We start from the raw sequence: 14245 nt of genomic DNA, 5'->3' as shown, positions 1-14245 counted from the left end.
TAAATTTTTTTTATTACGCTAATTTGGCTCGATCATTAACTTTTTTAATGTTTTTCTATTTTTTATCATCTTCATTTTTCATCAAATATTCATACTAAAAGCGTATTTTTTTATCCGTCTTAATTGATCAAATGATAAAAAAATGAAAAATTCAACAACATTATTTAAAGTAACATCGCTTTCTCTGGCGATGATTGTATTGGCTGGGTGTAATGACAATGATGATAACGACACAGCACCACCTGCCCAAAGAAGCAATCAGACCGTAAATATCTTAGCTTTTAACGATTTTCATGGAAATCTTGAGCCACCAAAGCGTTATGTTGAAGCACCTAATCCAAACGATGCAACGCAGTCGGTTCGGGTTCCTGTGGGTGGAGTCAGTTACTTTGCCGATGCAATTAAAAAACTTAAAGCAGAAAATCCAAATAATGCTGTGGTTTCGGCAGGCGATTTAATTAGTGCTTCTCCACTTACCTCATCTTTATTTTTAGATGAACCGACCATTGAAGTGATGAATGATATTCAAATTGACTTTAATGCTGTAGGAAACCATGAATTTGACCGTGGTACAGATGAGTTACGTCGTTTGAAGAACGGTGGATGTCAGCAATACACGAGTACTACACCTTGCCAAATTAATAAAAACTTTAGCGGTGCAAAATTTGATTTTCTTGCAGCTAACGTAGCAATGAAAAATGATGCGAGCAAAACAATCTTTCCTGCCTATAAAGTCAAAACTTACGGCGGTATTCCAGTCGCATTTATTGGTTTAACTCTTAAAGCGACCCCAAGTATTGTTTCCGCTGCTGGCATTAAAGATGTTGAGTTCCGTGATGAAGCAGATACGGTAAATGCATTGATTCCTGAGTTACAAAAACAAGGGATTGAAGCAATTGTGGTTGTAGTACACGAAGGTGCCGCACCAGGTACTAAGTTTAATGAAAAAACATGTGATGGCTTAAGCGGCCCGATTTTAGGTATTTTAGATAAGCTTAATCCAGCGGTTGATATTGTTGTTTCGGGGCATACGCATCAATCTTATATTTGTGACTATGCTACAAAAAATCCGGCAAAACCGTTCTTGCTTACCTCAGCTGGACAATATGGCACGCTTATCACTGACATTAAGGTTGAGCTTGATGGTAAAACTGGTGATGTGATTAAAAAGGATGCTAAACAGGTTCCTATACAAAGTGAAGCCTACACATCTGGTACAACCACTGTAAGTCTTACAGATCTCTATCAAAAATTTAGTAAAACGCCAAGCATTGAGGCCATTTTAGATAAGTACCGCCAAGCTGTGACCACCATTTCAAGTCGTGTGGTTGGAACTGCGACAGCAGTTGTAAGTCGTACTCAAGTCGAAAGTGGTGAAAGCCCACTAGGGATTATGATTGCCGATGCTCAGCAAGCGTTTGCCTTAAAAGCAAGTAACCAAGGTTCTGACTTTACCTTAATGAACCCAGGTGGTGTACGTGCAGACCTACTCATTAATAGCAGTAACCAGATTACCTTTGGCGATGTGTTTGCAGTTCAACCTTTTGGTAACTCTATTGTGACTTTGAGCTTAACAGGCAAACAGATTCGAGATGTGATTGAACAGCAATGGTCTGGTGCAAATGCAAACTCAGCGAGAATTTTACAGCCATCTAAAGAATTAAGTTATCGATATGCGGCAAATACTTCTGTTTCACCGCGGGCAAGTAATATTATGGTTGCTGGTTCACCATTGGTTGACAGTAAAGTATACCGTGTGACGGTAAATAGCTTCTTGGCAGATGGTGGCGATAACTTTACGGTATTAAAAGAAGGTCAAAACCGTGTAGGTGGTGGTCAAGATATTGATGCCCTTGAAAGCTATATTGCTAAGAATTCACCGTTAATTATTCCAGCTACAACTCGAATTAACGTCATCAAATAAGAAATTTAATAAAAAAAAGGACAGTTCAGGCTGTCCTTTTTTATCTAAAATTTTTATTCTGTATAGAGATTAAGCTCAATACTACTAATATCTGCTCCAGTATTTGCAAAAATAATTTCCATGACTTCATGAAGTAATTCATTAACTTTTTCATGCTCATAACTTGAAGCTTCTGATGTTTTAAGACAAATCAGATTACAGCTCATTTTATCTTTTCTGATTTTGTAGATGCTTTTGCTTTTTCCTAAGAATACTCTTTTGATGAGTTTACGATTTTCAAATTCAGATAAAATTCTATAGATCGTTCCTAACGTTATTTTATATTCATTTTTAATTTGAGCATAAATACTGTCTGCACTTAAACCTTGTGGATTCTGATTTAAGATTTCAAAAACGTGTATTCTCGATTTTTTTATCGGTAGTCCGTTTAATAATGATTTTGAAGTTGCCGTCATGATTAATTAGCCTGAATATTTAGAAGTATAGAAATTCTTAAAATTATTTTGTCTATACTTGCTTGAAAATTATGGGTATTTATTGATTTAAAAAACAAAGCTTATTCCCCTATGAATAAGCTTTGAGCTTAGTTTTACCTTAGAAACTATAAGTCGCTTTTACAAAGTAATTGCGCCCATAGAGTTTGGTATTAAAGGTTTTATTTTTATCTTCAAGGTCAACATCGGTCAGGTTTTTTACACCATAATCCAATGTTAAACGTGGTGAAAGTGGTGAAGTAAAGGTGACGTCATAAGTTGTATAGGCTGGTAACTCTTTAGTTGCTGAGTACATTTGTTTACCCACATAACTTACGCCTGCATTTACACGGAAATCTTCAACGGGTGCCCAAGAAATTGAACCATTAGCGAGCCACTCTGGTCGTTCAGTTAAATCTTTACCTGTAGTTTTGTTTTTTGCATCTAAGTAAGTTGCATTTGCTTTCACACCTAAATTATCTGTGAAGTCATAACCACCAGTGAGTTCAACCCCTTTGAGTTCTGCACGGCTTACATTGGTCCAAATTTTTCTAAAATCATCTTCTAAACGAGGGTCTCCATCACTTAAGGTAATCGCTTCAATCAGGTTTTTCACATCATTTTGGAAAACCGTAACTCCAGCATTCCAATTTGGTCGAGTCACAATTAAAGAAGCTTCATAGTTGGTGCTTTCTTCGGGATCTAAATTAGGGTTACCTCGAATATGACAACTACCGCCACATGAGATCATTGAATAATTTATATCTAGCTGAGCTGGGGATGGGACCTTATATGCCTGTCCTACCCCACCTTTAAGGATAACTCCTTCTGCTAACTCATATGTTAAATAGGCTTTGCCTGTTGATTTGCCATCAAAGTCATCAAAATCGTCATAACGTCCACCTAAAGTTAAGGTCAGCGCATCGTTAATGTGGGTATCATTTTGAACAAATACACCGTAGCTCTTCTGCTGGTTTTTTCCAGTGCCGATATAACTCACAACATCGGTAATTTTCTGATCTTTATAATCAAAACCAGCGGTGGCGTTATTCATGAGCCAATCAAAGTTAGCGAAAGCACGGCCAATTAAATTTTCTTGCTTATATTGACGACTTTGCGGTGCGTCATACTCACTGTCGTAGTCATAAATCTTGGCTGTTTCTTTACCAATGTATGCTTCTGTTTTACCCCATCCCCATTTTCCGCGGTGCGCAATCCCCACATTGGTACGTTTCATTTCTGATTCTTGAATTGAAGTTGCGGCATCTTGGGTAAGAGGTCGTTTATCGTTGTTATAACCCAAATCTAGGTCTAAAGTTTGTTGATCACTAATATTCCAACTTAAAGTACCATTTACATTTTTAGTGTCTTTTTCTACAAAGTACGCCCCATCTGGATCTGGCTTACCATTTCGGTACCATGCATCACGGTTATAGGCATCACCTGCCAAAGTAAAACTTAAATTATCGGTTAAACCGCCATATAAGTTAAACCCGTAACGGAATTGATCCTTACCATTGCCACGGTCTGCTCGGTTATATTGCCCAAAGATCGAACCATGAAGCTGCCCATCTTCGGCTTTTTTGGTAATAATATTGATTACCCCACCCATGGCATCTGCACCATAAAGTGATGACATTGGCCCACGAATGACTTCAACACGTTCGATACTATTTAAAGGAATTGCACTCCAGTCAAAGTCATTGCCTCGCCACATTGCTCCGTTTGATGACATGCGTTTGCCATTAAGCAAAATTAAAGTGTAGTTACCCGATGTGTTGAGCATTCCTCGGATAACAATCTTATCTTGTCCACTATTGTAGTTATAAACCCCAGCTTGTTTTTGTAAAACATCAGCAAGACTGAGTGCTGCACTACGTTCAATCTCTTCACTAGTAATCACACTAATCGATGCAGGTGCTTTATCAACATCTTGTTCTTTTAATGCTGCTGAAACCACAATGGTTTTAAGTTTTTGAACAGGTTCATTTTTATCAGATTTTTCTGTGTCCAAATTTGCTTGAGCCGCAAATGGAAGTAGTGTTGAGATGGCGACCACCAGCGCCTTTTTGGTTAATGTCATTTCTCGACCCCTCTGTTAAATAACGATTACCATATGATAATAATTATCATTTGTAATGATGGGATGCATCATATCCTCATGGCTTTCAAGGTTCAAGATAAAAATAAGTATTAATAATATAATGATAATCATTATTGTTTGTGGTGTAAAAAAGCGTTAATATTATACTTGCGTGTGCCTAAAAACCTATTTAAAACAAGCTTAAAGTAGACATAACAATGCTCTCTCGTTTTTTTATTTATCACCCTATCTTTGTTTCTGTCATTGCAATCACGATTCTTATTTTTGGTTTTTTTGCGACTTTGGCCATGCCTGTTGAACGGTATCCAAACCTTGCACCACCGAGTGTTTCTGTTGTTACCAACTACCGTGGTGCGGCTGCTGACACTGTAGAAGAAAGCGTGACCCAAATTTTAGAACAACAAATCAAAGGTCTGGATAATTTGCTTTACTTTACCTCCTATAGTGAATCATCGGGAACGAGTAGCATTGATATTCACTTTAAAATTGGAACAGATATTGATAAAGCACAGTTACAAGTACAAAACCGAATTAATGGTGCGTTAAACCGTTTGCCAGAGGAAGTTCAAAGGCAAGGCGTAAACATATGGAAAACCACGGGTGATATGCTGCTTATTGTTGGGCTATATGATGAAACAGGAAAAGCCAGCAATATTGAGTTGTCTGATTATATGGTGAATCACTTTGAACAACCTTTAAGTCAGTTACAAGGAATTGGTGAGGTTGATGTTTTTGGTTCAAGTTATGCCATGCGAATATGGTTAAATCCAAATCAGCTTAGAAATTACCAACTTGTGCCGAGTGATATTGAACAGGCCCTCGAAGATTATAATACCCAAATTGCTGCGGGTTCGATTGGTGCAATGCCTTCCGCTTCTGACCAGAATATTTATGCAAAAGTAAAAGCAGGTTCACGTTTAAAAACAATAGATGACTTTAAGTCTGTGGTGGTTAAAGCAAATATTGATGGAAGCCTTGTTTATTTAAAAGATGTCGCGAGAGTCGAATTAGGTGCAGAAAATTATGAAAGTATTAATACGCTTAATGGTTATCCATCGGCAGGCCTAGGTATTTCTTTAAGCCCTGATGCCAATGCAATTGAGACTTCTGCTCTTATTAAAGAAAAAATGGCTCAGCTTAGCCAGCATTTACCAGTCGGATATAAAATTGTCTATCCAAGAGATAATACCCCCTTTATTGAAGAGTCAATTAAGCAGGTCATTATCACTTTGCTTGAAGCGATTGTGCTTGTCGTTATTGTGATGTACCTCTTTTTACAAAATTGGCGCGCAACACTGATTCCAACCATTACGGTTCCTATTGTAATTAGTGGCACATTTGTTGTGTTGTATTTGTTTGGAATGAGCATTAACACCCTTACCCTATTTGCACTGGTTTTAGCGATTGGGCTGTTGGTGGATGACACGATTGTAGTGGTCGAAAATATTGAACGACTTATGCATGAACAACAGCTGAGTGTACGTGAAGCTTGTTTAATGTCGATGCAAGAGATTAGCGGTGCATTGGTCGGTATTACACTTGTATTAACCGCAGTATTTATTCCAATGGCTTTTTTTAGTGGTTCGACGGGTATGATTTACCGTCAATTTTCTATTACCTTAGCGGCAGCCATGTTGTTATCGCTATTTGTTGCCATGACTATTACGCCAGCAATGTGCGCAGTTTTATTAAAAAAACATAATACAAAGCCAAAATGGGGACAAGCGCTTGAGCTTGCTCTTCAAAAAGTCAGATCAACTTTTAGTTTTTTATCCGTTCGCCTAATTCAGTTCAAAGTTTTTTCCAGTTTGTTAGTTGTGGGCATAGCGGTTATTTTATTTATGATTTACCGCGGCTTGCCTACAAGCTTTATCCCTAACGAAGACCAAGGGCTACTTGCTGTTCCCTATAGTTTGCATAATAGTGCTTCGATGAGTCAGACCGAAGAAGTTGGAAAGCTCGTCAATAATTATTTTTTTGAACATGAAGCCAAAAATATTAATACCGTACTTGTGGTGAATGGACAAAATTTTTCAGGAAGTGGGCCAAATCTAGGCATGGCGTTTATTTCGCTTAAACATTGGAATGAGCGTAAAGGCGAAGCCAATACGGCGAGTGCTATTCGTGAACGCGCTCAAACTTATTTGCAAAAAAACTTGCCAGCCAAAGTGATGGTAGGAATGCCACCAAGCGTATCTGGTTTGGGGCAGTCTGATGCTTTGGAACTTTGGCTTAGAGACGTAAATGGTCAAGGACGCGATGAGTTAATCAAACAATATAAAGCCCTAGAAAAAGAATCACAGAATTATTCGGCCTTTGAAAATTTAAGTCCCCTTGTGAGTGAAGATAAAGCCGAAGTATTTATTCAACTCGATCAAAATAAGGCAAAAATGCTAGGAATTGATCAGCAAGCGATACGTTCAACTTTATCTACCGCTTGGGGTGGAAACTATGTTGGTGATTTTGTTGAAAGAGGTCGAATTAAAAGAATTATTATGCAGGGGGACTCTGAATTTCGCTCTAAACCCGAAGACTTAGCTTACTGGCATGTACGAAACAATACAGGTGGAATGCTTTCACTCGCGCATTTTGCTCAAAGTCAGTGGACTGGTGGACCGGAAGCTTTAACTCGCTTTATGGGGTTAGCTGCTATACAACTTGAAGCGAATATCAGTCCAAGCTTTAGTTCAGGACAAGCCATGCAAGAACTTACGGATATGGTTGCTAAACAATCTGGTGTAGACGTTGCTTGGAGTGGCCTCTCGTTACAAGAGCAGCAATCTAATCGGCAGGCTATCTTTTTATATGTCATTTCTATTTTGTTTATTTTCTTATGTTTGGCAGCTTTATATGAAAGTTGGAAAGTCCCATTTATTATTTTATTAGGCCTACCTTTAGGAATTACGGGCACTATTATTTTTGCCAAGGTCTTTAACTTACCGAATGATGTTTATTTTCAAATTGCTCTATTAACGGGTATTGGCCTGTCTTGTAAAAATGCCATTCTCATTGTGGAGTTTGCGACCCAAGCACTCAAACAAGGAAAAAGTAAAATCGACGCAGCAAGTGAAGCGTTAAAGTTGCGGTTACGTCCAATTTTGATGACTTCCCTTGCTTTTGGTGCGGGTGTTATTCCTTTAATCTTTGCAACAGGTGCAGGTGCTGCTAGCCGTTATGAAATTGGCATGAGCGTATTTGGAAGTGTTGTATTTGGCACTTTACTTGTACCGCTATTTACGGTGTTTTTCTTTGTTATAATTCATAGTGTGCCAAGTTTTCAGTGGTCGATGAGCAAACTTAGGTTTACTCGAACTTTGAAACTTAACCGCCGTATTAAAAAAGATAATACCTCTTTCTAATTGTTAAAATAAAAAAATGGCAGATATTAAATCTGCCATTTTTTTATTTTTTAGATTTAGGCGACAAGCTTGTCAATCCAAACTTCAAGTGTTGGTTGTTCGGCTAAATCTTCAAAGCTCACCTGAGCGCCGTAAGCCTGCCATTTACCTACCAGTGTCATGAGGCGTACCGAATCAAGCCCAAGCATGAGTAAATCATCATTTAACTGAATGTCTGATGCAGGAATCTGTAGCTGTTCACTCACTGCCAAGACAATACCTTCTTGAGTTAATGGCGATGCGGCTTGTTCAAGTTCCCAAGCTCGTGTGACTTGTTGGGTCGTCATGACTTGTGCGCATCTTGTACTAGCATATTTCAAAGCCATATCGTGTTCTTCACGGCTAAAGTCAGCGAGTGCATCACCACATAAAAATGGTTGAATATTTAGCATAAAGGCTTCTGCAGCACTCATGAGACAGCCAATATGTGCATAGACACCACAAATAATGAGTTGATCACGGTTTGACTCACGCATAAGTTGCTCGAGTGGAGAAAACTTAAATGCGCTATAACGCCATTTTGTTAAAACAGTATCATTTTTCTGAGGCGTAATTTCCGGCAAAATTTGGGTGATATTTGGATCATCTTTTAGACCATTTCCCCAGAAATCAGTTAATAACTGGCGATGTTCTGGCGTCTGGTTACCAGGCTGGGCGGTATAGACCACAGGGATATTAAACTTGCGTGCAGTTTCAATCAGTTCTTTGGTGTTTTTAATGAGCTCTGGAATAGGCGCTTGAGTCTGATCATAAAAATCTAGAAAATATTGCTGCATATCATGAACCAATAAAACAGCACGATTGGTATGTAACTGCCAATGTGTTTTATTCGCCGTAAATTCGTGTGCTTGGGGCATGCTGTAACTGGCAATCTTTGGAATACTCATCAAATTTTTCCTTTTTTATCTTTAAGCAAGAACATTGGTTTTAGTTTCAAGTTGTTGACGCAATCTTTTTTTGTCGATTTTTCCAAAGGCTGTGTATGGAAATTGCTCGATAAATTCCACGCGATCTGGAATTTTGTAGGTCGCAAGTCCATAGTCTTTAAGGTGTTGGCGTACTGACATCGCAAGACGAATTGGACTTGGATCATCGCTTTGAGATTGCCATGCAACAAAGGCACAGCTTTTTTCACCCATAACCTCATCAGGCATAGCAACCAGTGCTGCTAGGCGAATTTGAGGATGGGTTAGTAGCGCTTGTTCAACTTCTTCGGTGGCAATCTTTTCCCCAGCACGATTAATTTGTTCTTTAGAGCGGCCTTCGACAACAATGCAGCCATCTTCACGAATACGGACTAAATCACCAGTACGATAGAAACCGTCGGGAGTAAAAGAGCGCTCATTGTGCTCTGGTGCTTGGTAATAACCGCGAATGGTATATGGACCCCGTGTAAGCAAATGCCCCACTTGCCCAGCTTCTACTGGTTGATCGTTATCATCTAGCACTAAAATTTCATCATCTTCTGAAATTTTTAAGCCTTGGGTATGGATAATCTGCTCTTTGGTCATATCAAAACGGGTGTAGTTCACCAGCCCTTCAGCCATTCCAAAGACTTGTTGCAGATTGACCTTAAACTCATCAATTAAACGTGAGGCAACTGCATCAGGTAATCGCGCCCCACCCACTTGTAAGCAACGCAATGTCGATAATATTGGGTCTTGATCTTTTGCAGATTTATCCATCCAAGGTCGAACTAATGCAGGAACTAGGCAGGCATCGGTAATTCCATGTTTTTTTATTAATGGAAATGCCGTGTCAGGACTTGGATCGGTTCCTAAAACGACCGCTCCACCTGCATAAAAAATACCTAAAGAACCAGCTGAGCTCATTGAAAAGTTATGCGCCGCAGGTAAAACCATGAGTAAGCGTGATGACTGGTCCAGACAACAGATTTTTGCGCTCTCACGAACACTGTAGAGGTAGTCGTCATGGGTACGTGGAATAAGCTTAGGAACCCCAGTACTTCCACCAGAAAGCTGTAAAAAAGCAACTTGATCTGCCGTAGTCGGCGAGATCGCCTCATCCAAAATTTTTGTTTCTTTTAAGAGGTCTTGAATGGCAGCAAAGTTACCAGCATTTCCAAGTACAAATACATGTTGTAAGCAAGAAGCTGTTTGCTGAAGCTTTTCGGCAAGTTCTCTGTAGTCAAATTTTTGTGCACCAAAATCAGCACAGAAATAAGCTTTTGCTTGAGTCTGTTTGAAAAAACTACTGAGTTCTGCATAACGATGTGCAGGCAAAGACATTACTGGTAGTGCACCAAGCCGAATAAGTGCAAAAAATAAAACATAAAACTGATAGTGGTTCGGCATTTGTACAACTGCTTTGTCACCCGCACGTAAGCCGTGTTGATATAAATGGCTTGTACAGCAATCGACTAAATAATCAAACTCAGAGTAAGTAACGGCTTTTTCACCATCATAGATTGCAATATTTTTCGGGTACTTTTGAGCACTTTCTCGCAAGAAGTCACTCAAGTTTTGCCCAATCCAATAACCTTTTTTACGGTAAATCTCAGCGAACTCTGCTGGATATGGCACAGCACCATCCAAATAAACTTGTGTTGTCATATGTTTGGTCCCTGAATTGGCAATTGATTGGGTGAAATGTGGAATCCGTCCAGCACAGTACGGAATTTTGCGGCAGTTTCAGCATGTTCAGCTTGCGGACGAGAAGCTTCCACAATACCTGCACCGGCAAATAAACGCGCAATATTTTGATAAATTCGTGCACAGCGAACGGTCACCGACCATTCACCATTACCTTGTTCATCTGCCCATCCCATGGTTCCTGCAAAGAGTTCACGATTAAATGGTTCAAGTTGCTGGATTAATTCTTTAGCAATTGGACTAGGTTCTCCACAAATTGCAGGTGTTGGGTGTAAGCGTTCAATTAAGTCAAAAACATGAGTATCAGCTTGCTTAAGTTCACCAGTAATGTGTGATGCTAAATGCCAAAGACGTTTGGTACGAATGAGAGATGGTTGTTTAGGAACATATAATTGTTTGCAAAAAGGTGTGAGCTCATCTGCAATCATTTCGATCACAAGTGCATGTTCATGTTGATCTTTTTGTGAGGCAAGTAATGCTCTGGCGTTATTTTGATCTAGAGTCGGATCATCATCACGAGCCAATGTACCCGCAACGGGTTTACTCCAGATTTTTGTATTTTGCTTTGCAATTAATAGTTCTGGACTTGCACCTACAAACCAACCTTCACTTTGAGGATGTCTCGCAACAGCGTAGTTATAACCTTCAGGATTATGTTTGGCTAAATTGAAAAATAAGTCTGAGACTGGAATATTTTGTTCAAATTCAAGTTGTAAAATGCGGGCTAGAACGGCTTTATCCAGTTTCTTTGCCTGCATTTGCTGAACTAGATATTCAACTTGCTGCTGATAATGTTCACCTAACGGGAAATAATCAGCCTTGTTTAATCTTAAAGAATTAAGATCTATATCAGATTGTGCGTAGAGTACCTTCTGACATATTTTTGCATTTTGCATGAGCATTAAATTGACATCTGCTGCCGAGCAAAACGGCAGTCCACCCATAATCTTGACGTCTTTATAACCGTCGGTAATTGCTTGCTGTAGTTGAATTCGAGCTTCTTGTAGCCAATCTTTTAAAAGGCTATTTTTAGCGACCTGAATATCTTGTAATTTCTGATGACTATTGATGGTGTATTCTGGTGTGGTAAAAATAAAACCCGCCTCATGTCCACACTTTAGAACCTCTTGAGCAAGTGCAACGTGGCTTTCAGTAAAATTTTCTCGTTGGATAAAATACGGATGTTGTGCCGACATCTCGTGACTCCTTATACCGTTATTTTGTTGTAATGAATGAGTGTTTAAACGCCTAAAGTGGCTCCCCCATCAACCACAATTTCTTGCATGGTAATTTGTGCTGCCTGATCGGAAAGTAAAAAGCTGACCGTATTTGCAATGTCTTCAGGCTGGGCTAATTTTCTTAAAGGAATGCCTGTTCGGTATTGGCTTAAATCGCCATCAATTACCGCTGGTGGCGGTGTATTGTCCGTCCACAACTGCTGTTGCATTTGAGTTAAAGTTGAGCCAGGTGAAACAATGTTGAGTCGTACCTGATGCGGTGCGATTTCAAGCGCAAGATTACGACAGTAGTGGCTGAGCGCAGCTTTACTAGTTGCATACATGCCCAGTTGTATTCGTGGTATACGTGAACTATTTGAGCTAATCGTGACAATACTTCCCTGTTTTTTTTCACAAAAATATTTGGCAAGTTGCTGACTAATCGCAATAGGTGCCATGACATTTACCGCAAAAAGTGTTTCCCAATCTTCTGTTTTTGCTTCAAGCATAGAACACATAATCAAGACACCTGCTGCGTTCACTAAACCTGTAATGTTGTGCTTTTCTAAAAGATCGGCAATAAGCTTTTGAGTAGCTTGTTGCTGTGTAATGTCCTGTGAAATGCCTTGCCAACGTAAACATTCATCTGATGTCAGATTTTTGCTGATTTCCCATTGTTCTGGGTTTTCCTGCCGGTCAATACCGATCACTTGATACCCTTGTTGCAATAATTGCTTTGCAATAGCAGCTCCGATACCTCTTGCAGCGCCTGTGACTACGATGGTAGAGCTCATGTTTTACTCCCGTCTGATTTGATCACTAAATTGCACAATATAATTGCAAATAATTATCATTATTATCAAGGGCGATAAATATCAAACATCAGATTACAATCTAAATTAAGTTATTTATTAACCATAATTTTAAAGTAAGCTATTGTTTTTAATTAATATTAATAAAAATCATCTTTTTTTATTGATTATAATGATAATTGTTTTCATTTACTAATGAGAATCATTCTGATAATTTGACCGCGCTTTCTTGTCGATATGGATTCAATCATGAAGCCATTTTCTATGCCCTTACACCCCTTGTTTCAACAATCAAATGTTGGATGTGAAACTTGGTGGAATACCGTTAAAAAATTAGGTAATCCCCTTGTTAGTGTGCAAACAAAAAATAAAACTTCTTGCACTTTTGTTTGGCGCAAACCCCAGCACGAAGAGTGTTGCTTCGTTTATATCGATGTCTATTCACAAAGCCCATCTATCTATCAAAAGTGGAATCGTTTTAGCCATATAGCTGGGACAGATGTGTACTTTTTTGAAATAGAGCTCCCTGTGGCGTGGAACGGTAGTTATGTTGTAGTTACAGCTAGTGAGGAAGCACCACAAACAAATTGTGCGGCAACGCGACGATCATGGTGGCAAACCCAGCTTAAACAAAATGCTCAGATTGACTCATTAAGTCATCAGCAGTTTTATAGCGGACACTTGGCTCGTTACATTAATCAAGTTCAACTCGAAAAGACAAAACAATTACTCGCCACTCCTTGCTCTATTACAAAGACTTTTCAGTGGTCAAGTGTGTTATGTGAACAAGACTATTTAGTTGATATTTTTATTAGCGGTCAGGTAGTTCCAAAGCCATTACCACTCGTTATTTTTCTTGATGGGCAAGTCTGGAGTCGAGAGCTTTCAATTCTTTCCGAAATTCGAGATTTAACCAATTTAAAAAAACTCCGTCCAGCTGCATACGTATTTATCCATAGTTTAAACAGCCAACAACGTATAAAAGATTATGGTTGCCATGATGGATTTAATCTGGCGCTTGTAAATGAATTATTAGAAATTCTTTTAGAACAATATTCATTTATTTCAACAATAAACATCACTTTATGCGGTCAAAGTTTAGGTGGTTTATGTGCTTTGCATAGTGCATTACTTTTCCCAAAAGTTTTTACATCCCTGATTTTGCAGTCTGGCTCTTATTGGTGGTCAGATTTTTCTAACAGCGCTTTGGGACGAAACCATGCAGGTAACCTTTTAGAACTACTCAATTTATCTCATCCATTACCAAAAACAACTCAAATTTATATCAGTGCAGGCACGTATGAAACCGATATGCGGGACGATGCCCACCAGCTTTATCAACAATTGCAATCATTCAATCAAGTGAGTTTTCAAACTTTTTCAGGCGGCCACGATGCGGTGAACTGGCGTGCAGACTTGCTTAAGGCATTGCAAAAAATTCTTTCACTATAACCATTTGTTTCATCAAGGATAACAATATCATGAGCAACTTACAGGAAAACTATATTAATCCTTTCGATAATGAAAGTTTGTCTTTTCAGGTTTTAAAAAATCAGCAAGGTGAATTCAGTTTATGGCCAGCCCAACATCAGGTGCCATCAGGTTGGGAAGTTCAACATGGTCCAGATACACGGGCTTCGTGTATTGCGTATGTAGAAAAGCACTGGGTTGCAATTAACCCCTTTCAGCAAGCGTAAAGGAGTAT

General features: G+C 39.0%; 10 protein-coding genes and 1 pseudogene. 4 read left to right on the top strand and 7 right to left on the bottom strand.

From position 1 onward, the window contains the following. Positions 1-142: 142 nt before the first annotated feature. The gene (locus tag MSG66_RS02955; protein ID WP_324652118.1) at positions 143-1924 is read left to right on the top strand and encodes a bifunctional metallophosphatase/5'-nucleotidase; all 1782 of its coding nucleotides are present in this window, start codon (positions 143-145) and stop codon (positions 1922-1924) included. Positions 1925-1977: 53 nt separating this feature from the next. On the opposite strand, the gene MSG66_RS02950 is transcribed toward MSG66_RS02955, so the two are convergent. After that, entirely contained in the window at positions 1978-2379 is a 402-nt protein-coding gene (locus MSG66_RS02950) for a transcriptional repressor (protein WP_324652116.1), read from the bottom strand. A gap of 139 nt (positions 2380-2518) precedes the next feature. Further along, positions 2519-4480: a TonB-dependent receptor plug domain-containing protein gene (locus MSG66_RS02945; protein WP_324652114.1), complete on the bottom strand. Its 1962-nt coding sequence runs from the start codon at positions 4478-4480 to the stop codon at positions 2519-2521. A 218-nt stretch (positions 4481-4698) separates the two neighbouring features. On the opposite strand from MSG66_RS02945, the gene MSG66_RS02940 reads away from it, so the two are divergent. Further along, positions 4699-7860: a multidrug efflux RND transporter permease subunit gene (locus tag MSG66_RS02940; protein WP_324652112.1), complete on the top strand. Its 3162-nt coding sequence runs from the start codon at positions 4699-4701 to the stop codon at positions 7858-7860. A gap of 56 nt (positions 7861-7916) precedes the next feature. Here the strand turns inward: MSG66_RS02940 and MSG66_RS02935 are convergent, their stop codons facing one another. The 5 genes and pseudogenes from MSG66_RS02935 to MSG66_RS02915 form a co-directional block, all read right to left on the bottom strand. After that, positions 7917-8105: a phosphopantetheine-binding protein gene (locus MSG66_RS02935; RefSeq protein ID WP_235823111.1), complete on the bottom strand. Its 189-nt coding sequence runs from the start codon at positions 8103-8105 to the stop codon at positions 7917-7919. 30 nt (positions 8106-8135) lie between these two features. Further along, a pseudogene (locus MSG66_RS02930) lies at positions 8136-8786 on the bottom strand (isochorismatase family protein); the annotation flags it as partial. A 21-nt stretch (positions 8787-8807) separates the two neighbouring features. Further along, entirely contained in the window at positions 8808-10472 is a 1665-nt protein-coding gene (locus tag MSG66_RS02925) for a (2,3-dihydroxybenzoyl)adenylate synthase (protein ID WP_324652110.1), read from the bottom strand. Then, a complete protein-coding gene (locus tag MSG66_RS02920) occupies positions 10469-11707 on the bottom strand; it encodes an isochorismate synthase (RefSeq protein ID WP_324652108.1) in 1239 nt (412 codons plus the stop codon). Before MSG66_RS02920 ends, MSG66_RS02925 begins: the two co-directional genes overlap by 4 nt. Positions 11708-11751: 44 nt before the next feature. Further along, entirely contained in the window at positions 11752-12522 is a 771-nt protein-coding gene (locus tag MSG66_RS02915) for an SDR family oxidoreductase (protein WP_324652106.1), read from the bottom strand. Between the two features lie 267 nt (positions 12523-12789). Between MSG66_RS02915 and fes the strand changes: the two genes are divergently transcribed. Together fes and MSG66_RS02905 are read left to right on the top strand one after the other, a co-directional pair. Then, entirely contained in the window at positions 12790-13992 is a 1203-nt protein-coding gene (fes, locus tag MSG66_RS02910) for an enterochelin esterase (RefSeq protein ID WP_324652104.1), read from the top strand. 29 nt (positions 13993-14021) lie between these two features. Beyond that, the gene (locus tag MSG66_RS02905; protein ID WP_005040783.1) at positions 14022-14237 is read left to right on the top strand and encodes an MbtH family protein; all 216 of its coding nucleotides are present in this window, start codon (positions 14022-14024) and stop codon (positions 14235-14237) included. Positions 14238-14245: the final 8 nt, after the last annotated feature.

This window comes from Acinetobacter sp. IK31, from assembly GCF_035615195.1.
Taxonomy (GTDB): domain Bacteria; phylum Pseudomonadota; class Gammaproteobacteria; order Pseudomonadales; family Moraxellaceae; genus Acinetobacter; species Acinetobacter calcoaceticus_C.
Note: the sequence above shows the minus strand (reverse complement) of the source record. Positions and strands in the feature narration are given on the sequence as shown.

Bases quoted from the DNA above. Each gene is read 5' to 3' on its own strand.
- MSG66_RS02905 (WP_005040783.1), top strand. From the start codon at position 14,022: ATGAGCAACTTACAGGAAAACTATATTAATCCTTTCGATAATGAAAGT.
- fes (WP_324652104.1), top strand. From the start codon at position 12,790: ATGAAGCCATTTTCTATGCCCTTACACCCCTTGTTTCAACAATCAAAT.
- MSG66_RS02920 (WP_324652108.1), bottom strand. From the start codon at position 11,707: ATGTCGGCACAACATCCGTATTTTATCCAACGAGAAAATTTTACTGAA.
- MSG66_RS02950 (WP_324652116.1), bottom strand. From the start codon at position 2,379: ATGACGGCAACTTCAAAATCATTATTAAACGGACTACCGATAAAAAAA.
- MSG66_RS02925 (WP_324652110.1), bottom strand. From the start codon at position 10,472: ATGACAACACAAGTTTATTTGGATGGTGCTGTGCCATATCCAGCAGAG.
- MSG66_RS02915 (WP_324652106.1), bottom strand. From the start codon at position 12,522: ATGAGCTCTACCATCGTAGTCACAGGCGCTGCAAGAGGTATCGGAGCT.
- MSG66_RS02955 (WP_324652118.1), top strand. From the start codon at position 143: ATGAAAAATTCAACAACATTATTTAAAGTAACATCGCTTTCTCTGGCG.
- MSG66_RS02940 (WP_324652112.1), top strand. From the start codon at position 4,699: ATGCTCTCTCGTTTTTTTATTTATCACCCTATCTTTGTTTCTGTCATT.
- MSG66_RS02945 (WP_324652114.1), bottom strand. From the start codon at position 4,480: ATGACATTAACCAAAAAGGCGCTGGTGGTCGCCATCTCAACACTACTT.